Below are 22158 nucleotides of genomic sequence, written 5' to 3' on the forward strand. Positions count from 1 at the left end.
GAATACCCGGCCGACAAGCCGTGTTGTGCCGACGGCTTCGCTCCGAGACCAGGAAGAGGGATCACGTCATGAGCAGCACCGTGGAGCTCACCAAGGAGAACTTCGACCAGACGGTCACGGACAACGAGTTCGTCCTGATCGACTTCTGGGCGTCCTGGTGCGGTCCTTGCCGCCAGTTCGCGCCGGTCTACGAGAAGGCCGCCGAGGACAACCCCGACCTGGTGTTCGGCAAGGTGGACACCGAGGCCCAGCCGGAGCTGGCCCAGGCCTTCGGCATCCAGTCGATCCCGACGCTGATGATCGTCCGCGACCAGGTCGCGGTGTTCGCCCAGCCCGGGGCGCTGCCCGAGGCCGCCCTGACGGACGTCATCGGGCAGGCCCGCAAGCTGGACATGGACGAGGTCCGCAAGGCCGTGGCCGAGCAGCAGGCCCAGGCCGAGCAGAACGACCGGTAACCCCTAGAAGGGGTACGTCGCCACGTCCGCGCGTACCGTCGTCCAGCGCACGTCGGTGAAGGCCTCCACATTGGCCTCACCGCCGAAGCGGGCGCCGGTGCCGGACGCGGCGATCCCGCCGAAGGGCGCGACGGCCTCGTCGTTCACGGTCTGGTCGTTGATGTGCACGATGCCGGTCGGGATGCGCTCCGCCAGGTCGAGGCCGCGGGCCGCGTCCCCGGTGACGATGCCGAGGGAGAGGCCGTACGGCCCGGCGGCGGCCAGTGCGGCCGCCTCGTCGGCGGTGGAGAAGGACCGGACGGGCGCGACGGGTCCGAAGACCTCCTCCGCGTAGGCGGGGGTGCTGTCGTCGAGGCCCGCGAGGACCGTGGGCCGGTAGAAGAGCCTGTCGTGCGTGCCGCCGGCGGCCAGTTTGGCGCCCTGGGCGGTGCTGGCCTCGACGAGGCCGTGCACCTTGGCGAGCTGGTTGTCGTCGATGATCGGGCCGAGGTGGACCTGTTCCCGGTTGGGGTCGCCGACGGCGAGCGAGTCGGCCTTGGCGGCGAGCCGCTCGACGTACTCCGCGTACAGCGACTCGTGGACCAGGTGGCGGCCCGTCGTCATGCAGATCTGGCCCTGGTGGAAGAAGGATCCCCAGGCCGCCGTGGAGATCACGGCCTCGATGTCGGCGTCCTCCAGGACGATCAGGGCGGAGTTGCCGCCGAGCTCCAGGTGGGCGCGCTTGAGGTGGCGTCCGGCCGCCTCGCCCACGGCACGGCCGGCCGCGGTGGACCCGGTGAAGGAGACGACGGGGACCCGCGGGTCGGCGACCAGGGCCTGGCCGACGTCCGGGCCGCCGGGCAGGACGTGGAACAGGCCCTCCGGAAGCCCCGCCTCCGCGAAGACCGCGGCGAGGGAGAGACCGCCGCAGACCGCGGTGCGCGGGTCCGGCTTGAGGATCACCGCGTTGCCGAGGGCGAGGGCCGGGGCGACGGAACGGATCGACAGGATCAGCGGGGCGTTGAAGGGCGAGATCACGCCCACCACACCGACCGGGACCCGGCGGGTGTACGACAGCCTCGGCGCCTCGCTGGGCAGGACCTGGCCCGCGGGGCGGGAGGCGAGGGCGGCGGCCTCGTAGCACTCCTGGGCGGCCACGTGCAGCTCGAAGTCGGCCTTGCCGGGGATGGAACCGGACTCGCGGACGAGCCAGCCGCGCAGTTCGTCGGCGTGCGCGGCGAACAGGTCGCCGGCCTTGCGCAGCACCCCGGCGCGGACGAAGTGCGGGAGCCGGGCCCACTCGGCCTGGGCGGCGCGGGCGGCCTCTGCGGAGCGCTCCACGTCCTCGCCCGTGGCGAGCGTGACGGAGGCGAGTGTGTCGCCGGTGGCGGGTTCGGTGACGGCGTACTCAGGTCCCGACAGGGGGTGGGGCTGCCAGCTCTTGGGGTCGAGCAACGACATGACGGCTCTCCGTTCGATCACCGGGGGGACTCACACGGGGAGCGGTAGTCCCGTGTAGTTCGCGGCCAGTTCGGCGGCCGCATGGCGGGATGCGGTGATACGGCGCAGCCGTGCGAGCTGCATCCGGCTCTCGAACGCATCCCCGTTTGGTTGAGCGTGCAACATCCTAGTCATGTCATCCGAGAAGCGGGTGGCCTGCCACACACGAGAAAGACACAACTCCGCATATGTGTCGATCAGTTGTGTCGATCCTGTGCGGCACACCTCGGTCAGGGCCCGGGCGAGGACGGACACGTCCGACACGGCGAGGTTGAGCCCCTTGGCCCCGGTCGGCGGCACGATGTGCGCGGCGTCCCCGGCGAGCAGCAGACGGCCGTGCCGCATCGGCTCGTGCACGTAACTGCGCATCGTCGTCACGGACTTGGCGGTGATCGGGCCCCTGGCGAGGGTCCAGTCCGCGTCGATGGCGAAGCGGGCGGCGAGCTCGTCCCAGATGCGCTCGTCGGACCAGTCGGCGGCGTCGGTGCCGTTGGGGACCTGGAGGTAGAGGCGGGAGACGGAGGGTGAGCGCATGCTGTGCAGCGCGAAACCGCGCTCACCGCGAGCGTAGATCAACTCCTCGCAGGAGGGCGCGACATCGGCGAGGACGCCGAGCCAGGAGTACGGGTACTCGTGCTCGTACGTCCGGCTCACCGCCGCCGGAACAGCCTCGCGGGAGATGCCGTGGAAGCCGTCGCAGCCGGCGATCCAGTCGCAGGTGAGCGTCTGTTCGCGGCCCTCGTGCCGGAACCGCACCACGGGGGCGTCGCTGTCCGGCTTCTCGACCGCGAGGGCCTCCGCCTCGAACAACAGCGGGGGCCCTTCGGCCAGTTGGAGCGCGACGAGGTCTTTCACGATCTCGGTCTGGGCGTAGATGGTGACCGTACGGCCGCCGGTGAGCGCGGGGAAGTCGATGTGGTGGCGCTCCCCCGCGAACCGCAGCTCGATGCCCCGGTGGACCAGGCCCTGCGCCTCCAGCCGGTCGGCGGCGCCGCACGCGCGCAGGACGTCGACCGTGCCCTGCTCCAGCATGCCCGCGCGCTGCCGGTGCTCGACGTACTCCCGCGTCCTGCTCTCCAGGACGACGCAGTCCACGCCGGCGCGGTGCAGCATGCGCGCGAGGAGCAGTCCGGCGGGGCCGCCGCCGATGATCCCGACCGTGGTGCGCATGGCAGGCCCTTCTGCGTCAGCTGGAGTCGCGGTGCACCACCGTGGCACCCAGCACCGTGTGCGTCTCGGTCGCGGCGCCCGGTTCGCGCACCGCGCGGTCGACCAGTTCGGCCAGCTCACGGCCGGACGGCAGCTCGATGTGGACGGTGCTGAGCCGGGGCCGCAGCAGCCGGCCGAGGAGCAGGTCGTCGGCGCCGATCACCGCCGTGTCCTCCGGTATGCGCAGCCCCTCGTCCTGAAGGGCTCGCATCAACAGCATCGCGTATTCGTCGTTGTATGCGAACACGGAGTCGAGACCGAGCTCCCGCCAGCGGGCGGCGAGCCCGACCGCGGACTGCTCCTCGAAGGCGAGCGGCAGCTCGGTGAGCGTGGCGTCCGTGCCGAGCAGGGCACGCCGCGCACCCGCGAGGCGGGGCAGCGAGAAGCCCTCCAGGCCGGTCTCCTCGGGCACCACCACGCCGATGCGGCGCCGGCCGCGCGCGTACAGGTGGGTGGCGGCGCAGTGGCCGACGCGCTCGTGGTCCATGAGCAGGGCATGGGCGCCCTCGACCGCCTCGGGGGCGAGCGTGACCACGGCCCGGGCGCCGGAGCGGCGGAGCAGCGAGACGCCCTGGGGGCCGAGTCCGATGCCGGGCACCAGGACGGCGACCGGGCGCAGCTCGGCCCAGGCGCGGGCCGCCTCCTCGCCCTGGAGGCCGACACTGCCGTACTGGACGACGGTGTAGTCCAGGCGGCCGAGGGCCCATTGGAGTTCGTTGATGAACTGGCTGTAGAGCGGGCCGACCGGGATGGACGGGGCGGGCATCAGAACCATGCGGCTGTGCCCGGCGCGCAGGCTGCGGGCGGCGGCGTGCGGGACGTACCCGAGCTCTTTCGCGGCGGCGTGGACGCGGCGGCGGGTGGGCTCGCTGATCCGGACGGCGCTGGTGTTGTTGAGGACGTAGGAGACGGTCGCACGCGAGACGCCGGCGAGGCGGGCCACATCGGCACTCGTGGGCACGGAGCGCGGTAAAGAGGACGCGGACGTGTTCTGTATCTGCACCATGACGATCGTCATCTTTGCAGAACCTGTGACGACGCCCACATGTGGGGTTGCCGCTTCCGCTCAGCGCAGCGGATCGGTGCCGGTCACGCGGGCGACGAGGTCGTTCCAGCCGTGCTCCAGGCGCCCCAGCGGCATGCCGCACTGCCGGGTGAGGTGGTGGATGAGGGCCGGGTCGAGATACGCCATCAGCGTCTGGGCCAGGAGGTCGCAGTCGGCGTCCGGGAGGATCTGCCGCAGCAGCATCGTGGTGTGCATGTGCAGCGCACGCGCCGACGGGTGGGAGTGGCGGCGGGTCGGCTCGGACTGCGCGGCCAGCAGCAGGTCCAGCTGCTCGGCGGAGCGGTACAGCAGCGCCACGCCGAGCGCCCGGAGCCGGTCCACCGGCGGGGCGCCCGGGCCCAGCGGGGGCGGGCCGCCGAGGAAGTCCGCCTGGAGCGTGCGCGCGGAGTGGTCGAGGAGCGCCATGAGCAGTCCGGTGCGGTCGCCGAAACGGCGGAAGACCGTGCCCTTGCCGACGCCGGCCGCGGTGGCGACCGCCTCCATGGTGACTCCCGCCACACCGTGCTCCGCGATCAGCCGGGTCGCGGCCTCCAGCAGACGGGCGCGGTTGCGGGCCGCGTCGGCTCGCAGGCACGGCTCGTCAGGGGCGGAGCCGACCTCCAGGAGCTGGGGCTTGTCGAGGGGCTCCTGAGGGTTCGGGAACGGCGGCAGGGTCGCGGACATGACGCCAGCGTAAAGCATCGGGAAGAAAACTGGACCTCGGTCCGGTTATGGTGCTAGACATTAAACGGACCCCGGTCCGGAAGATTAACGCAGTGTTTCACCACCCCCTGGAGCTTCGCATGTCTGTTCGCATCCTTGCGCTCGTCGGATCCCTTCGCGCCGGTTCGCACAACCGCCAGCTCGCCGAGGCGGCCGTCAAGCACGCTCCCGAGGGCGCGGAGATCGTGCTCTACGAGGGCCTGGCCGAGATCCCCTTCTACAACGAGGACATCGACGTCGAGGGCAGCGTCCCGGCGGCCGCCGCCAAGCTGCGCGAGGCCGCGCAGGCCTCCGACGCGTTCCTGTTCTTCTCCCCCGAGTACAACGGCACCATCCCGGCCGTCCTGAAGAACGCCATCGACTGGCTGTCCCGTCCGTACGGCGCGGGTGCCTTCGCCGGCAAGCCGGTCGCCGTGGTCGGCACCGCGTTCGGCCAGTTCGGCGGCGTGTGGGCGCAGGACGAGACCCGCAAGGCCGTGGGCATCGCCGGCGGCAAGGTCCTCGAGGACGTCAAGCTGTCCATCCCGGGTTCCGTGGTCCGGTTCGCCGAGACGCACCCGGCGGACGACGCCGAGGTCGCCGCGCAGCTGGCCGAGGTCGTGGCTCAGCTGCACAGCAACGCGGGTGAGGTCGCGGCGGCCTGAGCCTGCGGCGCGGTAAGGGGCTGGGGTTTCGTACCCCGGCCCCTTTGCGTCGTCCGCGGGCCGGTGGGGGCCGGTCGCGCAGGTTCCCGCGCCCCTGAAGGGGCGCTTCACTTCACCGCGGTCCTCGCCAGAGCCCTCAGTTCCCGCACTGCCGCCGCGATCGCCGGGCGTTCCTGCGCTCCGGAGCGCGTGCAGGTGAGCAGCTTTCGGTGCGGGCCGCCCTCGCAGCGGACCCTTGTGATCGGCAGGTCGGGGGTCAGGTGGGCCAGGCGGGGGATCAGGGCCACGCCCAGGCGGTGGGCGACCAGGTGCGCGGTGACGTTCCACTCCACGGCGTGGTGGACCACGCTCGGGGTGAAGCCGGCCGCGCCGCAGGCCGACATGACGTGCGTGCGGCACGGGCTGTCCACGACGGGGGCGATCCAGTCCTCGTGGGCCGCGTCCGCGAGATCCACCCGGTCGCGGTGGGCCAGCGGGTGATCGTCGGGTACGACCAGGTCGAACGGTTCGTCCAGCAGGGGCTGTTGGTCGTAGCGGGGGTCGCTCAGGGGCGGGTTGTGCGGGGTCGCCTCCACGACGGCCAGGTCGATCGCCCCCTCGAAGAGCAGGTCGAAGCTCTCCGGAATGCCCAACTCCTGGACGCTGACCGCCAGTCGGGGGTGCCGCTCACGGAGCCGGACCGCCATCGGGGCGAGCAGCACCGACACGGCCACGGAGAGACCACCCACCCGCAGCGGTCCCGCGGGCTCGCCGTGCTCGGCGCGCAGATCGAGTTCGGCCTGTTCCCAGCGGGCCTGGATCGCGTCGGCGTGCGCGAGCAGGCTCTCGGCGGCCGGGGTGAGACGGATCCCGCGGCCCTGGGGTTCGAGGAGGTCGACGCCCAGGTCGCGGGCGAGTTGGCGGATCTGCTGGGAGGCCGCGGACGGGGTGAAGTGCAGGGCTTGGGCGGCCGCGGTGACCGTGCCGTAGTGGGCGACCGCTCTGAGGACATGGAGCCGGCGCAGGTCAATCATGTAGCCCACGCTTCAAGGTGACGTCCGGAAAGTCAACCTGGACGTGAACGAACACCCCGCCGCATGCTGGCTGTGTCGCGACGGCCGTACCCAGCCAGTGATTGCGAAGGAGTCCCCATGAACAGCACGACCCGCGCCGTCTGCCCGCACTGCGGCTGGCCGGACGACGCCGAGCCCTTCCAGGTGGTGTCCCGGCACGGTACGGCGGCGGGCGGGACGGCGTGGACCCGCTGCGCGTGCGGCTCGTTGCAGGTCCGGGTGACGGACGGCTGCGGGACCCGCGTCGTCTCCCGCAGCCGGCCCACCGCCGCGCGGGCGGGTTAGTCCAGTTCCGCCAGCCGTGCCACCGCCGGCGCCACGAACCGCTCGATCCACTGGGCGGGGGATCCGATGCGCGGGCCCAGGATGACCGTGTCGATGCCGAGCTTGCCGTAGGCGGTGACGTCCCGGGTGAAGGCGTCCAGGTCCTCGCCGTCGGCCGCCTCGCCCGAGTAGGTCATCGTCTTGCGGATCTCGGCGTAGTCCCGGCCCTCGGTCTCGCAGTGGCCGCGCAGCACGTCGAGCTTGTGCGCGACCTCCTCCGGTGAGGTGGCGAAGAGGTTGCAGGCGTCGCCGTAGCGGGCGACGAGACGCAGGGTCTTCTTCTCGCCGCTGCCGCCGATCATGATCTCGGGGCGCGGACTGCTGACCGGGGCCGGCACGCACAGCGTCTCGGCGAGCCGGTAGTGAGTGCCCTCGAAGGGGCCGTTCGCCGCCGGGTCCCACATCTGGAGACAGATCCGCAGGGCCTCCTCCAGCCGCTCGAAGCGCTCCGCGAGCGGCGGGAACGGCACGCCGAGCCCTTCGTGCTCGCGGTCGTACCAGGCCGCTCCGATGCCGAGGGTGGCGCGGCCGCCGGAGAGCACGTCGAGCGTGGTCGCGATCTTGGCGAGGAGGCCGGGGTGGCGGTACGTCACTCCCGTGACCAGCGCGCCGAGCCGTACCGTCTCGGTGTGGGCCGCGAGGAAGCCGAGCGTCGTGTAGGCCTCCAGCATGGGGTCCTCGGCGCCGCCGTTGAACTCCATCTGGAAGTAGTGGTCCATCACCGACAGCCAGCTCACCCCGGCGGCCTCGGCCGCACGCCCCGCCGCGGCGAGCTCGGCGCCGAGCGCGGGGCCGCCCTCCGGATGGTTGAACCGGTTGATGTGCACGCCCACACGCATGTCGTCTCCGTTCAAGGGACTTCGCCGATGACGGCGACGGTATGACTTGGAGCGCTCTCGAAGTCAAGGGGGACCACCGGCGGTCCGGCCGCCGGCCGTCACGCCGCTTGTTCCACCTCCGCCGCCTCCTGTCGCTTGGCGGCCCGCAGGCTCGTGAGGGTGGTGACGGTGAGGACGAGGACGATGAAGCCGAGGGAGACGGGGATGCTGATCTCGGGGACGTGCACGCCGGACTCGTGCAGGGCGTGCAGCACGAGTTTGACGCCGATGAAGCCGAGGATGATGGACAGGCCGTAGCTGAGGTGGACCAGCTTCTTCAGCAGGCCGCCGATGAGGAAGTACAGCTGCCGCAGGCCCATCAGGGCGAAGGCGTTGGCGGTGAAGATGATGTACGGGTCCTGGGTGAGGCCGTAGATCGCGGGGATGGAGTCCAGGGCGAACAGCACGTCGGTGGAGCCGATCGCGAGCATCACGACCAGCATCGGGGTCATGACCCGCTTGCCGTTCTGCTCGATCCACAGCTTGGTGCCGTGGTAGCGGTCGGCCACGCCGAAGCGCTTCTCCACCGTCTTCAGCAGCTTGTTCTCCTCGTACTCCTCCTCGTGGCTGCCCTTGCGGGCGTCCTGCACGAGCTTCCAGGCGGTCCAGATGAGGAAGGCGCCGAAGAGGTAGAACACCCAGGAGAACGCGGAGATGATCGCCGCGCCGGCCGCGATGAACCCGGCGCGCAGCACGAGCGCCATGATCACGCCGACCATCAGCACCCGCTGCTGGTACTGCGAGGGCACCGCGAACTTCCCCATGATCAGGACGAACACGAAGAGGTTGTCCACGCTCAGCGACTTCTCGGTGATGTACCCGGCGAAGAACTCGCCCGTGGGCTTGCCGCCGCCGAACAGGAGCAGTCCGAGTCCGAAGAGACAGGCCAGTACGACCCAGACGACGGTCCAGACGCCGGCCTCCTTGACCGACACGTCGTGCGGTTTGCGGCCGATGAAGAAGTCGGCGCCGACCAGGACGCACAGGGCGACCACGGTCAGCAGCCAGACGCTGAGAGAGACGTTCACTGGTTCTCCTGTGCATGGGGGGCATCGACAGCGTGGTCACCTCGGGGGATCCCTTCCACCTACGGAAGGTGAACAACAGGTCATGCGATGGCAAGGAAGCGCAGGTCACACGCGGAAGGTGGCTGATTGTCGCCGTGCCGACCCGCCGTACGGCGGGCAGGTTCCGCCGTACGGCGGCGTCCCGGACGCACCCCGGTGCCCCGATCATGGCGCCACGAGCCGCCGCGCCCCGCGTGAGGAGAAGCCATGACGCATGTGCCGCCCCCGTTCGACCCCGAGCTCGCCGCCGCCCTGGATCTGATCAAGGACGTGATCTCGCCCGCCCTCACGCTGGACGAGATCGACCTCGTACGCCAGGGACCGGGCATCCAGATGCTGGCCGACCTGGACCTGACGCTGGACGGGTTCTTCGAGGTCGAGGACCGGTCGGTGCCGGGGCCCGAGGGCGCCCCGGAGATCTCCCTCCTGATCGCCCGGCCGGTCTCCCCCGCGCCTTCCGGTACCGGGCGTCCGGTGATCTACCACGTCCACGGCGGCGGCATGATCCTCGGCAACAACCGCGTCGGCATCGACGGCCCGCTCGCCTGGGCCAAGCAACTGGACGCCGTGGTGGTGTCGGTGGAGTACCGGCTGGCACCCGAGCATCCGCATCCGGCGCCTGTGGAGGACGTGTACGCCGGGCTCGTGTGGACCGCCGAGCACGCCGGGGAGATCGGTGGCGACGCCGAGCGGATCGTGATCGCGGGGGCGAGTGCCGGTGGCGGTCTGTCGGCGGCGCTGGCACTGCTCACCCGGGACCGGAAGGGGCCCCGGCCGATCGGTCAGCTGCTGATGTGCCCGATGCTGGACGACCGCAACGACAGTCCCTCGACGTACCAGATGGCGGGGCTGGGGGTGTGGGACCGTACGGCCAACGAGACCGGGTGGACGGCGTTGCTGGGCGACCGGCGGGGCGGGCCGGACGTGCCCGCCTACGCGGCACCGGCCAGGGCGGAGGACCTCTCGGGCCTGCCGCCGGCCTTCCTCGACGTGGGCTCCGCGGAGACGTTCCGGGACGAGGTCGTCGCGTACGCGTCCCGGATCTGGCAGGCGGGCGGAGTGGCGGAACTCCACGTCTGGCCCGGCGGCTTCCACGGCTTCGACGGCTTCGCTCCGCAGGCGGCACTGTCCCAGGCGGCGCGGGCGGCGCATGTGGCGTGGTTGGGGAGGTTGCTGGGCAGCTAGCCGCTGCGGGGGGGGCGGGGGCGGGGTGCACTGCGCGGGATGGCGGGGCGGTCGCGGCAAGGTCGTGGCCGATCCGCACCGTTCCCCCGCCGGGGGGCCACGGCAGCTTCGTGGCCGACCCGTGCAGTCTCCGCGTCGAGCGGCTGCGGATCCGTCGAATCGGCGCGCTGCTCCCGGTCGGGGGGCTGCAACAGCGCTGTGTCCGGCCCGCCATTTCCTCGGCGGGAGTGTGAGGCAGCAACTGGCCAGCCCGCGCATAACCCTTACCGGGCGGCCACCGCAGCACCGTGAAGGGCTCCCCCAGTCTGTGCGTCGAGCGGCTGCGGATCCGTCGAACGGCCGCAGCCGCTCCTCGTCGGGGAGCGTGAGGCAGCAAGGGGCCGGCCCGCGCATGCCCCGCGCCGGGCGGCCGCCGCCATACCGTGAACGACTCCCGCAGCCCCTGCGTCGAGCGGCTGCGGATCCGTCGAGCCGACCGCGCCGCTCCCCGTTGGGGGATACGGCAGCACCGTGGCCGCTCCGCGCCGCTCCCTCGTCGGGGAGCCTGAGGGAGTAACTGGCCAGCCCGCGCAGTGCTGCGTCGTGCCGCCGCCCCCGGCCGACCGCCCTTCGTCCGGGGACCGCGGCAGCATCCTGGCTGGTCCGCGTCGGGCCCCGCTCGGCGACCGCCGCTTCGTCGTGGTCGCGCTCCGCGGTTGCCCGTGCCCCTTCCGGGTGCTTCGTGGCTCCGATGGCGCACCATAGCCGTATGAAAGAGCTGGCCGGGCGCCTCACCGCGCTGGATCCGGACGCCGGTGCCGCCGTGCGGGTCATTGCCTACTTCGATCGGCTGTCCGAGTCCCGGGCCGGGCTGGAGGCCCTGGTCCGGGGTGCCGCCGTGCTGGCCGGGGTGCCCGCACTGCTGGTCGACGCGGAGCGGCGGGTGCGGGTGCGGGTCGAGGCCGACGGGACGCGCCGGGACGCCGGGGCGCCGCCGGATCCCGGCTGGCCTTCCGCCGCGCTCGTGCCCGGTGGTGCCGCCGCGCTGTGGCTGGAGCGGGCCGAGGCCGCGCCCAGTGTCGTCGACGCGGTGATTCTGGAGCGGGCAGCGGGGGCCGTACGGCTCGTGCTGGACCGTACGCGCGGACGGGCGGCCGTGGAGGATCCCGCGTTGGTCGAGACCGTGCTGGACGCCGGCGCGCCGGAGGCGGCCCGGCTGCACGCGGCGCGTGGGCTCGGGCTGGACCCGTCGGGGACCGCCCGTGCGCTGGCCCCGCTCGACGGGCCGCCGATGGTCGTGGCGGGACGGGCGGACGCCGGCCTGCCCAACGGGCGCAACAGCAACGGACTTTCCGCGGGTCGGGCCGGCGCCGGAAGTCCCGCCGGGCGGAGCAACGCCGGGCCTCCCAACGGACGGAACAAAGGCGGGCTTCCCACCGGGCGGAGCAGCGGCGGGCTTCCCACCGGCCAGGCCCACGCCGTAAGTTCCGCCGGACGGAACAACGCCGGACCTCTCACCACGCAGGCCGACGCCGGACGTCCCACCGGACGGACCGACGCGGGCCTTCCCTCCGGCCGGACCGACGCCGACCCCCTCACCGCACGGGCCCTCCCCGGTCTCCCCGACGGCCGGGTGGGCGTAGGGCCCGAGGTGCCCGTGCTTGAGCTGCCTCGCTCCTGGGCCGAAGCCCGTACAGCGCTGCGGTTCACCGCGGAGGGCACCGCCCTGGATCCGGGGCCCAAGGTCGTGCACGCCGACGAGTTGGGCGGTGTCGCGCTGCTGGCCGGGCTCGTCGCTCCGGGTGCGGAGGCGCCGCCCGATGTCCAGGCCCTGGAGGCGGCGGGGGCGAGCACGCCCTGGCTGCTGGCCACGCTGCACGCCGTGGTCTCGACGGCGAGCCTGCGCGCGGCCGCCGCCGAGATCAACGTCCACCACTCCACGCTCCAGGACCGGTTGTCCCACGCGGAGCACCTGCTGGGCTGGCCGCTGCGCACACCTCAGGGCCGACTGCGGCTGCAACTGGCCCTGGCGATGCGGCACTTGGCCCGGTCGTAGCGGACCCGGCGGACCCTGACCCGGCGGACCCGGTGGACTCAGCGGAACTCGTGCACGACCTCGATCGTCCCGACGATGTGCCTGTTGAACTCGTCCAACTCCTCGGCCGGGACCCACAGTTCGAGGATCGTGCGGCCGCCCGCCTGCTGGACGGGATACCGGCTCAGGAACTCCGACTCGACCTCGAAGCGGGTCACGAAGCCGGCGCCGTCGTGCTTGACGTTCCAGTCCCGGGCGATCCTGATCGCGTAGTCCTCGTCGAGGACCGGGTAGAAGATCGGCTGCTCGGGGAGCCTCGGCGGCCAGGCGCGCCAGTCGAGCTCCCGGACCAGGTCCAGTTCCACCGGGCCGGTGGGGCGCCAGAGGGTCGTCGTCGGTGGCCGGCCGGTCATGGGTTCGCTCTCCGCAGGGACCGCGCCGCGGGTGCGGCCTGGTCGGGAGACCGGACGATACCGGCGGGACGAGCGCGCCGGCCACGGGGTTTCGGATCGACGAGGGGCGCGGCCGGCTACCGGAGCGCGAAGGACTCCAGGTGCTGCCAGTCGGTGCCGGTGTAGGTGACGAGGTCGACCTTCGACACCCGGGCCGAGAAGGGGAGGCCGGTGCGCAGGTCGGCTTCGGCTTCGTCCAGTACGGCGTCGTCCTCGGACTGGGCGACCGTCAGATGCGGGTGGGGCTCGTACTTTCCGCCGTACGGCGGGGCTTCCGGCCAGCGTGCGACGACCGCCTCCGTGAGCCGGCGGAACGGCGTGTCGGGGTCGGGGGCGAGATAGAGCACCCCGGGGAAACGTCCGCAGTCCTCGAAGCGCACGTCGAAGGCGGGGTGGCTGCCGAAGATCTCCGCGAGCGCGGCGCGGGTGTCGGCGTCGACGAGGGGCGCGGGCAGGAACGGGAAGAGCACGGTGACGTGCGCCGGGACGCCGGCCCGGGCCGCCGGGTCGTAGCGGTCTCGCCAGCCCCGCACCACGGGCTCGGCCGCCGGTACGGGCACGACGAGTGCCGTCTGGCCGCTGACGAAGGAGGCGGATGCGTCGACTGTCATGCCAAGGGTGTACCAGCCGGAGCCCGACGTCGGCGACGGCGACGCGACGGACACTTGCACGCACACACAACAGGCTTACGCGGACTATTTCACCGATGACATATTCTGGATCCCACCACTTCGGGACGGAGGCCCAGCCCCATGACCGCGACCGACCCCGCACTCACCGCCCTCGCCCAGGGCTGGTGCGCGCTCTCGCTCCTGCACGGCAGGATCGAGGCCCACATCGAGCGCGCCCTGCAGGCCGGGCACGACCTGAGCGTGCGGGAGTACTCCCTGCTGGACGTGCTGAGCCGGCAGCACGACGGGGACGGCGGTCATCTGCAGATGAAGCAGGTCGCCGACGCCGTCGTCCTCAGCCAGAGCGCCACGACCCGGCTGGTCAGCCGCCTCGAGGACCGCGGGCTGCTGACCCGTTATCTGTGCCCGACCGACCGGCGCGGCATCTACACCAACGTCACCGAGGCCGGTCTGACCCTGCTGGAGGAGGCCCGCCCCACCAACGAGGCGGCCCTGCGCGAGGCCCTCGACGAAGCCGCCCGGAACCCCGAGCTCGCCCCGCTGGTCAAGGCCGTCGAGACCCTCGGCGTGCCCGCCTGACTCGTCGTCGCCTTCGACGCATGGTTCCGCGAGGCATTCCCGCCGACCGCCACGGGCAGGGTGTTCAGGGACCAGCTGTGAAGGAACGCGCCGCGTTTCGCGCAACTCGCGCAGAGGAACGGAGTTTCAGCGTGACGACGAACCAGGCCACCGCCCCGGGGGACGACGTGTCACTCACCCGGATAGAGCGTCTCGACGAGGAGATCATCGCGCTGCTGGCGCGGCGTCGCGAGATGGCCCAGGGGCTGCCCGCCCCGGCGCGGGCCCGTGCCGTGGACCCCGGATTCACCGAGACCGTGCGGGAGATCACGGACCGCTACCGGCAGGAGCTCGGCGGGGCCGGCGAACTCGTCGCCCGCGCGGTCCTGGTGCTGTGCACGCCGGACCGCCGGAACTGAGGAAACGTCCGCATGCACCCGCCGGAGGGTCGCGCGGAGTGATCGTTGACACCCTGTCCGACCCGACCGTACAAAGAGCCGCATGAGTCTGCCGCAGCTTCCCTTGTCCGGCGTCACCGTGGTCAGCCTGGAACAGGCCGTGGCCGCGCCGTACGCGACCCGGCAGCTCGCCGACCTCGGGGCCAGGGTGATCAAGGTGGAGCGGCCGGGCGAGGGTGATTTCGCCCGGCGCTACGACACGACCGTGCACGGCCACTCCAGCTACTTCGTGTGGCTCAACCGGTCCAAGGAGTCCCTCACCCTGGACCTCAAGGACCCGCGCGGCCTGGAGATCCTGCACCGACTCCTCGACGGCGCCGACGTGTTCGTCCAGAACCTGGCCCCGGGCGCGGCCGACCGGCTGGGCCTCGGCACCGCCGACCTCGCCGTGCGGTGGCCGCGGCTGATCCCGTGCACGATCTCCGGGTACGGCACCGACGGGCCGTGGGCGGACCGCAAGTCGTACGACCTGCTGGTGCAGTGCCAGACCGGGCTGGTGTCACTGACCGGGACCGCCGAGGAGACCGCGCGGGTCGGGATCTCCGTCGCCGACATCGCGGCCGGGATGTACGCCTACAGCGGCATCCTGACCGCCCTGTACGTCCGCGCCACCACCGGCAGGGCCCACCCGGTGGAGGTGTCGCTGTTCGAGGCGCTGGCCGAGTGGATGAGCCAGCCCGCCAACTACACGCGGTACGGCGGCAGTCAGCCGCCGAGGCTGGGCACCCAGCACGCCACCATCGCCCCGTACGGCGCCTTCACGGCCGCCGACGGCAAGGACGTGTTGTTCTCCATCCAGAACGAACGCGAGTGGACCGTCCTGTGCGCCGATTTCCTACGGCAGCCCGGGCTGGCCGGGGATCCGCGGTTCGCGACCGGGTCCGCCCGGGTCGCCCACCGCGAGGAGATCAACGCGGTGGTCGCCGAGCGGATCGCCCGCTCCGACGCCGACGAGGTGCTGAAGGACCTGGAGGGGATGGGCATCGCCTGCGCCGGGGTCAACGACGTGGCCGCGTTCCTCGACCACCCCGTCCTGGCCGCCCGCGGCCGCTGGCACGAGGTTGCCGTCCCCGGCGGGGCCACGGTGGAGGCACTGCTCCCGCCGGCCGACCTCGCGGGACTGCCCGCCCGGATGGACCCGGTCCCGGCGGTGGGCGAGCACACCGGGGCGATCCTCACCGAGCTCGGCCGCAGCGACGACGACATCGCGGCGCTGCGTGCGGACGGGGTCGTCTGAGGCCGCGAACGCGGTGTGTCACCAGGGCAGCGGGCCGTTGACGTCGAAGAAGCCCCCGGTCGGGCCGTCCGGGGCGATCTGCGCCATCCGTACGATGATCTCGGCGCCCTCCGCCACGGTCTGCGTGCCCGTGTTGCCGTTCAGGTCGGTCCTGGTGAAACCGGGCTCCACGGAGTTGATCCGCAGGTCCGGGAACGCCTTCGCGTACTGCACGGTGAGCATGTTGAGCGCGGTCTTGGAGCTCGGGTAGGCGATGCCGGGGTAGAAGTGCGCGGGGTGGTCCGGGTCGGAGAGGTGGGTCAGGGAGGCCAGTCCGCTGCTGACGTTGACCACGACCGGGGCGGCCGAGCGCCGCAGCAGCGGCAGGAAGGCGTGCAGGACGCGGACGACACCGAAGACGTTGGTCTCGTAGGTGGCGCGCATGTGGTCGGCGGTGACGGTCTCGGCGACCGGCACGCTGTTGTCGTCGGTACGGGTCTCGATGCCGGCGTTGTTGATCAGGACGTCGAGTCCGCCGTCGGCCTCGACGGTCTTGGCCGCGGCGGCCACGGAGGCGTCGTTGGTGACGTCGAGCTGGACGAACCGGGCGCCGAGTTCGGCGGCGGCGCGGCGGCCGCGCTCGGCGTCACGGGCGCCGACGTGGACGGTGTGGCCTGCGGCGACGAGCCTGCGGGCGGTCTCGAAGCCGAGACCCTTGTTCGCTCCGGTGATGAGTGTTGTCGTCATGCCGGCCACCTTGCCGCGCCGTCGTGGGGCCTGCCAGAAGACCCTTCTTCCTGGGACTGGCGGTACCAGGCACATCGGCGGCCGGCGGTGTTCACTGGGGGCATGGCGGCGACGGAACTGGGACAGGCACTGCGGCGCTGGCGTGACCGGGTCGCCCCGGACGCGGCCGGGCTGCCCTTGGGCGGTCACCGGCGCGCGGCCGGACTGCGCCGCGAGGAACTGGCCCTGCTGGCGGGCATCTCGGTCGACTACGTGACGCGTCTCGAACAGGGGCGGGCGGCCAATCCGTCGGTGCAGGTGGTCGAGGCGCTGGCCCGGGCGCTACGGCTGTCGGCGGACGAGCGGACGTATCTGTTCGGGCTCGCGGGGCAGGTGCCGCCGGGACCCGATGTCGTGCCCGCCTTCATCACGCCCAGTGTGCAGCGCCTGCTCGACCGGCTGGTCGACACCCCGGTCGCGGTGTCGGACGCGGCCATGACCCTGCTCGTGGCCAACCCGATGTACGCGGCGCTGCTGGGTGATCCGTCCGTCCTGCGCGGCTTCGAACGCAACGGCGTGTGGCGGAACTTCACGGGCATGCCGACCCGGGTGCGGCACACGCCGGAGGAGCGGGCGGCCTTCGAGGTCGGCATGGTCGCCGAACTCCGCGCGACGGCGGCCCGCTATCCCGCCGACCGCCAACTCACGCTCTTGGTACGTGAGTTGCGTACTCGCAGCGAGCGGTTCGCGGAACTGTGGGACGCCGGCGTGGTGGGCCGTCTCACCGCCTCGCGCAAGACGGTCGAGCACCCCCAGGTCGGCCCGCTCACCCTGGACTGCGACCTGCTCCGGGTGGAGGACAACGACCTCCACATCCTGGTCTACTCGGCCGACCCCGGCACCGAGGCCGCCGAGAAGCTACGGCTGATCTCGGTGCTCGGCACGCAGAGCCTGGTCTGAACGGACGTCGGCGGTGTCGTGTGGCAGCCTGGTGGTGTGCCGAAGGACGCGTACCGCGTGAGACCGCTGGACGAGACGACCTGGCCCGACTTCGTGTCGCTGATCGAGCGGCACAACGGCGTGTGGGGCGGCTGCTGGTGCATGGGCTTCCACTCCGAGGGGGTGGGCCGGCACAAGTCACCGGAGCGGAACCGGGCGGAGAAGGAGCTGCGGGTCCGGGAGGGCAGGGCGCACGCCGCGCTCGTCTACGACGGCTCGGTGTGCGTGGGCTGGTGCCAGTTCGGGCCGACCGGTGAGCTGCCCCGGATCAAGCACCGGCGCGGCTACGAACAGGGTCTCGGCACCCCGCCCGACTGGCGCGTCACCTGCTTCTTCGTGGACAAGAGCCACCGGCGCCGGGGCGTGGCGGCCGCCGCACTCGCCGGAGCCCTGCGGGAGATGACGCGGCTCGGCGGCGGCACCGTGGAGAGCTACCCCGAGGACGCCGAGAACCGCACGGTGTCCTCCTCCTTCCTGCACAACGGGACCGTAGCCCTGTTCGAGGCACACGGCTTCACGCGCACCCGGCAGATCGGCAAGCATCACTGGGTCGTGACGAGGACCCTGGCGGGCTAGGCACCCGGTCCAGAGGTCAGGGGGTCGAAGCGGCCGACGACCACACGCCGTACCAGTGCTCGGCGCCCCACTCCTCGAACCGGCCCGCCTCGGCGAAGCCGAGTTTCCGCGCGAGACGCAGCGAGCGGTCGTTGGCGGTCCGGGTGGCCAGCACGACCCGTTCGCCGGGACACAGGTCCGAGAACCACCCGAGCGCCGCCGCGCACGCCTCGGCGGCGTACCCGGCTCCCCATGCCTGCGGCAGCAACAGGTAGCCGAGTTCCACCTCCCCGGCACCGGGACTCCCCTGGCTCCGATGCTCCGGGTCCCGCCGGTTGAGCTCGACGATGCCGATCATCGTGCCGTCGCGCTCGATCACGAAGAGGCCGGGGCGCCGTCCGGGCACCTCGGGGACGTCGCGTTCGAGCTCGTCGCGTGATCGAGCGCCGCCGAGATAGGTGTGCACCTGCGGTGCGGCGAACAGGTCGATGAACGCCGTACGGTCCCGGGCCTCGGAGCCGCGGAGCACGAGCCGTTCCGTCCGGATCGGGGCGGGTGGCCAGGCGGTGGTTCCAAGGTCAGCCATGGCGGCAACCTAGCGCACACGCCGGTGGCGGCTCGGGCGGTCACCAACCCCCTTCATCCGTGAGGACCTTGACGTCCCAGGGGCCGAGGGGGACTTCATCGGTGTGCACCTCGTCCGTCAGCGCGTCCCGCAGTGGTGCCGGGACCGGGACCGAGACCGTGGCCCACGACCAGTTGTGCAGGAACCGGACGCGGCGGCCGTCGCGGGCGGTGGCGGAGCTTGCCGTGACGCTCGGGTGGGCCGGGCGCCAGGTGGTGGGGGTGGTCCACTCGAAGAGCGCGCGGGCGAAGGCGGGGTCGGGGACCGTGCCGACATAGGTGATCCGGCCCGCGCCGTGCCGGTGGGTGGTGACCGCCGGCCAGCGGCCGAAGTGCGGGTGGTCGTAGGAGGCCAACTCCTCGGCGCCCTGCGGCTGGAGGCCGTCGGCCCAGTGCAGGGCGCGGGCCTCGGGCGGCAGCGGAAGGCTGTCCGTACCGGTCACCGGGAGCGGGGCGCCCAGGTTGCTGAACTCGTCGTACGTCACCCCGGCCGCCGCCGCGAGCCGGCCGGGCTGGACGTCGGTGCGGGCCCGCGCCTCCGTGTCGCCGTAGCCGGTGCGGGGGCCGAGGATCAGGTGGCCGCCCGCTTCGGCGTAGGCCTTGAGACGGTCGAGGGTCTCGTCGGCGGCGGCGTAGAAGGCGGGGGCGACCAGGACGTCGGGCAGCTCGGCAGCGGGGAGTTGGCCCGGGTGGAGGATGCGCGTCTGGAGGCCGGCGTCGAAAGCGCCTCGGTAGAAGGCGTCGAAGACGGTCTCGTACGACCGCCCGTCGGCGCTGCCGTCCGCCAGGGCGAGCGCCGGCTGGCCCTGGAGCGCCCACTTGCTGGGGCCGTCGTACAGGAAGGCGACGTCGGCGTCCGGGGTGAGGGATGCGGTCAGGTCGCCCGCCTTCTCCAACTCCGCTCCCAGGACGGCGAGTTCCCGGTACACCCGGCCGGGGCGGCCGTTGTGCGGGAGGATGCCGCCCCAGTAGGTCTCGGCGCCGAAGTGCAGGGTGTGCCAGTGCCAGTACTCGATCATCGAGGCGCCCCGGGAGATCAACGCCCAGGCGGCCTGGCGCCATTGGCCGTCGTAGGCGGGACGGTTGTTCCACGGGTAGCCGATCGCCTGGGCGTTGGTCTCCGTGACCAGGAAGGGCTCCTGGCGGGAGGAGTACATGCGGTCGGCGCTGCGGTACAGCGCCCAGGTCCCGTTGGTCGTCCAGTCCTGTCCGTCGCCGCCGCGGTCGGGCAGTTCGAGAGCGTCCTGCATCGTGTAGTACGGGTTGCCCGCGGTGACGTCGAGCCGTGCGGTGAGCTTGTCGTCCTCGACGCCCGGGCGGTCGTAGGAGATGCAGGTGGTGACGAACTGCCCCTCGCGCGCGTACTCGCGGACGATGTCGGCCTGCCAGTCGATGAACTCGGTGACGAGCCGGGCCTGGAAGCGGCGCCAGGCCAGGTCGTACTGGGGCTGGACGTTGCCGTCCGGGGTCCACAGGTCGGCCCAGGTGGAGAGCCGGTGCGACCAGTAGACGAGGCCCCATTCACGGTTGAGGGTCTCCACGTCGCCGTACTGCGCACGGAGTTCGTCGGTGAAGCGCTGGAACACGCCGTGGTTGTGCAGGAGATGGAGGCCGGGTTCGTTGTCGACCTGGTACCCGATCACGGCCGGGTGGTCGGCGTACCGGGCGACGATCCTGCGGATGATCCGTTCGGCGTGGAAGCGGAACGCCGGGTGGGTGAGGTCGACCTCCTGCCGGGCGCCCCAGCCGATGCGCTCGCCGGTGCGCGACTCCCCCGCGATCTCCGGGTACTGGCGGGCCAGCCACGGTGGCACGGCGTACGTGGGCGTCCCGAGGATCACCGAGATGCCCCGCTCGTGGGCGCCGTCGAGGACGGGCTGGAGCCAGTCGAGGTCGAAGCGGCCGTTCTCGGGCTCCCAGGTCGACCAGACCGACTCGCCCACCCGGATCACGGTGAAGTGCGCCTCGGCCATCAGGTCGAGGTCGTCCTTCAGCCGCTCGTACGGCTGGTACTCGTGGTAGTACGCGGCTCCGAACAGGACGCGGGGTGGAAGCTGGAACATCCTTCTCCAATACGGTGGTTGAGTCGGTCTTGGGAACCCGTCAGCCCTTGACGGCCCCCGTGGACAGTCCTTCGAGGAGCTGCTTGCGCAGGACCACGAAGAGGGCGACCGCGGGAACCACGGCGATGACGGCTCCGGCGAGCACCAGGTCGTACTGCCGTTGCTCGGAGACGAAGAGAGTCTGGAGGCCGAGCGGCAGCGTGTACTGGGAGCTGTCGGAGACCAGCACCAGCGGCCACAGGAAGCTGTTGTAGCTCTGGAGGAACTGCCAGACGGCGAGGGCGCCGAGCGAGGGCCGCAGCAGGGGCAGCACGATGGTGCGGAAGATGCCGAACTCGCTCGCCCCGTCGATGCGGGCGGCCTCCAGGACGGAGTCCGGGACGGACTGCACGATGTACTGCTGCATCATGAAGATCCCGAACGCGGGTGCCACCCACGGCACGATGAGCGCGAACCACGGGCTGCCGAGGCCGGTCTTGACGAGGATCACGAACAGCGGGACCAGGATCACCGCGAACGGCACCGACAACGAGCTGAACATCACGCCGAACAGCAGCCGCTTCCCGGCGAAGCGGAACTTGGCGAAGCCGTAGCCGGCGAGGGCGCACACAAACACGGAGACCGTGGTGGCGACGAGGGCGACGACCGTGCTCATGAGGAACCAGCGCCAGAACGGCTGCCCGGAGAACAGGCGTTGGTAGTTGTCGAGGGTGAACGGGTCGGGCAGCAGCCGGGGCGGGTAGGCGAAGATGTCGCCGCGCGGCTTGAACGAGCCGCTCAGCGCCCACAGCAGCGGGGCGAGGAAGGCGAGGAGCAGCAGGACGAGCGTGCCGTACAGGGGTATGCGGGTGCGCATCATGCGGACGCCCTCCCGATGCCGAGGAGCCGGTTGAAGAGCTGGCTGAGGCCGAAGACCAGCACGAACAGCACGACGGCCGCGGCGGCCGCGTAGCCGAACTGCTGGCGCTGGAAGGCGGCCCGGTAGATGAACATCGTGACCGAGAGCGTGGATTCGGCCGGTCCGCCGCCGGTGAGGAGGTACGGCTCCTCGAAGATCTGGGCGGCGCCGATGAAGGAGGTGACGACGACGAACGCGGTCACGGGCTTCAGGGCGGGGAGGGTGACGGTGGTGAAGGTGCGCAGCCGTCCGGCGCCGTCGAGCGCGGCGGCCTCGTACAACTCCTTGGGCACGTTCTGGAGTCCGGCGAGGAAGAACACCGTGAGGTAGCCCGTCCAGCGCCACAGCATCACCAGCGCGATACTCACCTTGGCGAGGCCCGGGTCGCCGAGCCAGTCGACGCCGCCGGTCCCGAACAGCGCCCGCAGGATCGAGTTGAGCAGGCCGAACTGCCGGTCGAAGAGCAGCCCGAAGATGAGCGCGACCAGGATCGGGGAGACGACGATCGGCACGAAGTAGGCGGTGCGCCACAGGTCCCGGGCGCGCAGGCCACGGGCGTTGAGGGCCTGCGCGATCAGCAGCGCGAGCGGGACCACGACACAGACGGCGACGAGCACGAAGACGGCCGTGTTGCCGAGGGCCCGGTGGAAGCTGATGTCGGTGAACAGGTTGCGGTAGTTGCGCAGGCCGACCCAGTGCGGGGCGCCGAGACCGACCCATTCGGTGAGGCTGAGCCACAGCGAGACCGCGATCGGGATCAGCATGAACAGGACGTAGAGGAGGTAGAAGGGCGAGATGAAGAGGTACGGCGCCCAGGACCGGCGGGGGCGCCGGGCGGTACCGGTCTCGTCGGCGCGTTGGTCGGTGGTGCGGGCGTGGCCCGCGACGGCGGTGGTCATGGC

General features: G+C 71.8%; 24 protein-coding genes. 10 read left to right on the forward strand and 14 right to left on the reverse strand.

Annotated features, from left to right (window positions below):
• The first annotated feature begins 68 nt into the window (after positions 1–68).
• The gene (gene trxA, locus OHN19_RS03475) at positions 69–455 is read left to right on the forward strand and encodes a thioredoxin (RefSeq protein ID WP_330262675.1); all 387 of its coding nucleotides are present in this window, start codon (positions 69–71) and stop codon (positions 453–455) included.
• A 3-nt stretch (positions 456–458) separates the two neighbouring features.
• On the opposite strand, the gene OHN19_RS03480 is transcribed toward trxA, so the two are convergent.
• From OHN19_RS03480 to OHN19_RS03495, 4 genes are read right to left on the reverse strand one after another with little or no spacing between them, the layout of a single operon-like run.
• Positions 459–1895, reverse strand: a complete 1437-nt coding sequence (locus tag OHN19_RS03480; protein WP_330262676.1) for an aldehyde dehydrogenase family protein — start codon at positions 1893–1895, stop codon at positions 459–461.
• Between the two features lie 30 nt (positions 1896–1925).
• Complete coding sequence (locus OHN19_RS03485; RefSeq protein WP_330262677.1) at positions 1926–3104, reverse strand: 4-hydroxybenzoate 3-monooxygenase; 1179 nt, start codon at positions 3102–3104, stop codon at positions 1926–1928.
• 16 nt (positions 3105–3120) lie between these two features.
• Positions 3121–4161 carry a LacI family DNA-binding transcriptional regulator gene (locus tag OHN19_RS03490; protein WP_330262678.1) on the reverse strand — a complete coding sequence of 347 codons (1041 nt, stop codon included), beginning with the start codon at positions 4159–4161 and terminating at the stop codon, positions 3121–3123.
• Between the two features lie 48 nt (positions 4162–4209).
• Positions 4210–4890 (reverse strand): TetR/AcrR family transcriptional regulator, encoded by a 681-nt coding sequence (locus OHN19_RS03495; RefSeq protein ID WP_330262679.1) that lies wholly within the window; start codon positions 4888–4890, stop codon positions 4210–4212.
• A gap of 101 nt (positions 4891–4991) precedes the next feature.
• Between OHN19_RS03495 and OHN19_RS03500 the strand changes: the two genes are divergently transcribed.
• Positions 4992–5555 carry an NAD(P)H-dependent oxidoreductase gene (locus tag OHN19_RS03500; RefSeq protein WP_020134981.1) on the forward strand — a complete coding sequence of 188 codons (564 nt, stop codon included), beginning with the start codon at positions 4992–4994 and terminating at the stop codon, positions 5553–5555.
• A 107-nt stretch (positions 5556–5662) separates the two neighbouring features.
• Here OHN19_RS03500 and OHN19_RS03505 read toward each other — a convergent pair whose 3' ends face one another.
• The gene (locus tag OHN19_RS03505; protein ID WP_330262680.1) at positions 5663–6568 is read right to left on the reverse strand and encodes a LysR family transcriptional regulator; all 906 of its coding nucleotides are present in this window, start codon (positions 6566–6568) and stop codon (positions 5663–5665) included.
• Positions 6569–6685: 117 nt separating this feature from the next.
• Between OHN19_RS03505 and OHN19_RS03510 the strand changes: the two genes are divergently transcribed.
• Positions 6686–6892 (forward strand): hypothetical protein, encoded by a 207-nt coding sequence (locus OHN19_RS03510; RefSeq protein WP_330262681.1) that lies wholly within the window; start codon positions 6686–6688, stop codon positions 6890–6892.
• Here the strand turns inward: OHN19_RS03510 and OHN19_RS03515 are convergent.
• Together OHN19_RS03515 and OHN19_RS03520 are read right to left on the reverse strand one after the other, a co-directional pair.
• Positions 6889–7770, reverse strand: coding sequence for an LLM class F420-dependent oxidoreductase (locus tag OHN19_RS03515; protein ID WP_330262682.1), 882 nt, complete (start codon positions 7768–7770; stop codon positions 6889–6891). The genes OHN19_RS03510 and OHN19_RS03515 overlap by 4 nt on opposite strands.
• Positions 7771–7868: 98 nt before the next feature.
• Complete coding sequence (locus OHN19_RS03520; protein WP_330262683.1) at positions 7869–8837, reverse strand: TerC/Alx family metal homeostasis membrane protein; 969 nt, start codon at positions 8835–8837, stop codon at positions 7869–7871.
• A 246-nt stretch (positions 8838–9083) separates the two neighbouring features.
• Here OHN19_RS03520 and OHN19_RS03525 point away from each other — a divergent pair, with 246 nt between their 5' ends.
• Complete coding sequence (locus OHN19_RS03525; protein ID WP_330262684.1) at positions 9084–10061, forward strand: alpha/beta hydrolase; 978 nt, start codon at positions 9084–9086, stop codon at positions 10059–10061.
• Between the two features lie 748 nt (positions 10062–10809).
• Complete coding sequence (locus OHN19_RS03530; protein ID WP_330262685.1) at positions 10810–12096, forward strand: helix-turn-helix domain-containing protein; 1287 nt, start codon at positions 10810–10812, stop codon at positions 12094–12096.
• Positions 12097–12134: 38 nt separating this feature from the next.
• Here OHN19_RS03530 and OHN19_RS03535 read toward each other — a convergent pair whose 3' ends face one another.
• Together OHN19_RS03535 and OHN19_RS03540 are read right to left on the reverse strand one after the other, a co-directional pair.
• On the reverse strand, positions 12135–12488 hold the full coding sequence (locus tag OHN19_RS03535; RefSeq protein WP_330262686.1) for a hypothetical protein: 354 nt from the start codon (positions 12486–12488) through the stop codon (positions 12135–12137).
• 116 nt (positions 12489–12604) lie between these two features.
• A complete protein-coding gene (locus OHN19_RS03540) occupies positions 12605–13138 on the reverse strand; it encodes a 2'-5' RNA ligase family protein (protein WP_330262687.1) in 534 nt (177 codons plus the stop codon).
• 141 nt (positions 13139–13279) lie between these two features.
• Between OHN19_RS03540 and OHN19_RS03545 the strand changes: the two genes are divergently transcribed.
• From OHN19_RS03545 to OHN19_RS03555, 3 genes are all read left to right on the forward strand, one after another.
• Positions 13280–13738 carry a MarR family winged helix-turn-helix transcriptional regulator gene (locus OHN19_RS03545; RefSeq protein ID WP_330262688.1) on the forward strand — a complete coding sequence of 153 codons (459 nt, stop codon included), beginning with the start codon at positions 13280–13282 and terminating at the stop codon, positions 13736–13738.
• 131 nt (positions 13739–13869) lie between these two features.
• Positions 13870–14136, forward strand: a complete 267-nt coding sequence (locus tag OHN19_RS03550; RefSeq protein ID WP_330262689.1) for a hypothetical protein — start codon at positions 13870–13872, stop codon at positions 14134–14136.
• Positions 14137–14218: 82 nt separating this feature from the next.
• A complete protein-coding gene (locus tag OHN19_RS03555) occupies positions 14219–15412 on the forward strand; it encodes a CaiB/BaiF CoA-transferase family protein (RefSeq protein WP_330262690.1) in 1194 nt (397 codons plus the stop codon).
• Between the two features lie 18 nt (positions 15413–15430).
• Here OHN19_RS03555 and OHN19_RS03560 read toward each other — a convergent pair whose 3' ends face one another.
• Positions 15431–16138, reverse strand: coding sequence for an SDR family oxidoreductase (locus OHN19_RS03560; protein WP_330262691.1), 708 nt, complete (start codon positions 16136–16138; stop codon positions 15431–15433).
• 102 nt (positions 16139–16240) lie between these two features.
• On the opposite strand from OHN19_RS03560, the gene OHN19_RS03565 reads away from it, so the two are divergent.
• Positions 16241–17077, forward strand: a complete 837-nt coding sequence (locus OHN19_RS03565; protein ID WP_330262692.1) for a helix-turn-helix transcriptional regulator — start codon at positions 16241–16243, stop codon at positions 17075–17077.
• Positions 17078–17134: 57 nt separating this feature from the next.
• Entirely contained in the window at positions 17135–17692 is a 558-nt protein-coding gene (locus OHN19_RS03570) for a GNAT family N-acetyltransferase (RefSeq protein ID WP_330262693.1), read from the forward strand.
• 16 nt (positions 17693–17708) lie between these two features.
• Here OHN19_RS03570 and OHN19_RS03575 read toward each other — a convergent pair whose 3' ends face one another.
• Genes OHN19_RS03575 through OHN19_RS03590 form a run of 4 tightly spaced genes read right to left on the reverse strand, consistent with a single transcriptional unit; the run spans position 17709 to position 22155 of the window.
• On the reverse strand, positions 17709–18257 hold the full coding sequence (locus OHN19_RS03575; RefSeq protein WP_330262694.1) for a GNAT family N-acetyltransferase: 549 nt from the start codon (positions 18255–18257) through the stop codon (positions 17709–17711).
• Positions 18258–18297: 40 nt separating this feature from the next.
• Complete coding sequence (locus tag OHN19_RS03580) at positions 18298–20358, reverse strand: beta-galactosidase (RefSeq protein ID WP_330262695.1); 2061 nt, start codon at positions 20356–20358, stop codon at positions 18298–18300.
• 40 nt (positions 20359–20398) lie between these two features.
• Positions 20399–21217 carry a carbohydrate ABC transporter permease gene (locus tag OHN19_RS03585; protein WP_330262696.1) on the reverse strand — a complete coding sequence of 273 codons (819 nt, stop codon included), beginning with the start codon at positions 21215–21217 and terminating at the stop codon, positions 20399–20401.
• Positions 21214–22155, reverse strand: a complete 942-nt coding sequence (locus OHN19_RS03590) for a sugar ABC transporter permease (RefSeq protein ID WP_330262697.1) — start codon at positions 22153–22155, stop codon at positions 21214–21216. Before OHN19_RS03590 ends, OHN19_RS03585 begins: the two co-directional genes overlap by 4 nt.
• Between the last annotated feature and the right edge of the window lie 3 nt (positions 22156–22158).

This window comes from Streptomyces griseorubiginosus, assembly GCF_036345115.1.
Lineage (GTDB): Bacteria > Actinomycetota > Actinomycetes > Streptomycetales > Streptomycetaceae > Streptomyces > Streptomyces griseorubiginosus_C.

Excerpts from the sequence above, each read along its gene's own strand:
- trxA (WP_330262675.1), top strand. The coding sequence starts at position 69 with ATGAGCAGCACCGTGGAGCTCACCAAGGAGAACTTCGACCAGACGGTC.
- OHN19_RS03480 (WP_330262676.1), bottom strand. The coding sequence starts at position 1,895 with ATGTCGTTGCTCGACCCCAAGAGCTGGCAGCCCCACCCCCTGTCGGGA.
- OHN19_RS03485 (WP_330262677.1), bottom strand. The coding sequence starts at position 3,104 with ATGCGCACCACGGTCGGGATCATCGGCGGCGGCCCCGCCGGACTGCTC.
- OHN19_RS03490 (WP_330262678.1), bottom strand. The coding sequence starts at position 4,161 with ATGACGATCGTCATGGTGCAGATACAGAACACGTCCGCGTCCTCTTTA.
- OHN19_RS03495 (WP_330262679.1), bottom strand. The coding sequence starts at position 4,890 with ATGCTTTACGCTGGCGTCATGTCCGCGACCCTGCCGCCGTTCCCGAAC.
- OHN19_RS03500 (WP_020134981.1), top strand. The coding sequence starts at position 4,992 with ATGTCTGTTCGCATCCTTGCGCTCGTCGGATCCCTTCGCGCCGGTTCG.
- OHN19_RS03505 (WP_330262680.1), bottom strand. The coding sequence starts at position 6,568 with ATGATTGACCTGCGCCGGCTCCATGTCCTCAGAGCGGTCGCCCACTAC.
- OHN19_RS03510 (WP_330262681.1), top strand. The coding sequence starts at position 6,686 with ATGAACAGCACGACCCGCGCCGTCTGCCCGCACTGCGGCTGGCCGGAC.
- OHN19_RS03515 (WP_330262682.1), bottom strand. The coding sequence starts at position 7,770 with ATGCGTGTGGGCGTGCACATCAACCGGTTCAACCATCCGGAGGGCGGC.
- OHN19_RS03525 (WP_330262684.1), top strand. The coding sequence starts at position 9,084 with ATGACGCATGTGCCGCCCCCGTTCGACCCCGAGCTCGCCGCCGCCCTG.
- OHN19_RS03530 (WP_330262685.1), top strand. The coding sequence starts at position 10,810 with ATGAAAGAGCTGGCCGGGCGCCTCACCGCGCTGGATCCGGACGCCGGT.
- OHN19_RS03535 (WP_330262686.1), bottom strand. The coding sequence starts at position 12,488 with ATGACCGGCCGGCCACCGACGACGACCCTCTGGCGCCCCACCGGCCCG.
- OHN19_RS03540 (WP_330262687.1), bottom strand. The coding sequence starts at position 13,138 with ATGACAGTCGACGCATCCGCCTCCTTCGTCAGCGGCCAGACGGCACTC.
- OHN19_RS03545 (WP_330262688.1), top strand. The coding sequence starts at position 13,280 with ATGACCGCGACCGACCCCGCACTCACCGCCCTCGCCCAGGGCTGGTGC.
- OHN19_RS03555 (WP_330262690.1), top strand. The coding sequence starts at position 14,219 with ATGAGTCTGCCGCAGCTTCCCTTGTCCGGCGTCACCGTGGTCAGCCTG.
- OHN19_RS03560 (WP_330262691.1), bottom strand. The coding sequence starts at position 16,138 with ATGACGACAACACTCATCACCGGAGCGAACAAGGGTCTCGGCTTCGAG.
- OHN19_RS03565 (WP_330262692.1), top strand. The coding sequence starts at position 16,241 with ATGGCGGCGACGGAACTGGGACAGGCACTGCGGCGCTGGCGTGACCGG.
- OHN19_RS03575 (WP_330262694.1), bottom strand. The coding sequence starts at position 18,257 with ATGGCTGACCTTGGAACCACCGCCTGGCCACCCGCCCCGATCCGGACG.
- OHN19_RS03580 (WP_330262695.1), bottom strand. The coding sequence starts at position 20,358 with ATGTTCCAGCTTCCACCCCGCGTCCTGTTCGGAGCCGCGTACTACCAC.
- OHN19_RS03585 (WP_330262696.1), bottom strand. The coding sequence starts at position 21,217 with ATGATGCGCACCCGCATACCCCTGTACGGCACGCTCGTCCTGCTGCTC.
- OHN19_RS03590 (WP_330262697.1), bottom strand. The coding sequence starts at position 22,155 with ATGACCACCGCCGTCGCGGGCCACGCCCGCACCACCGACCAACGCGCC.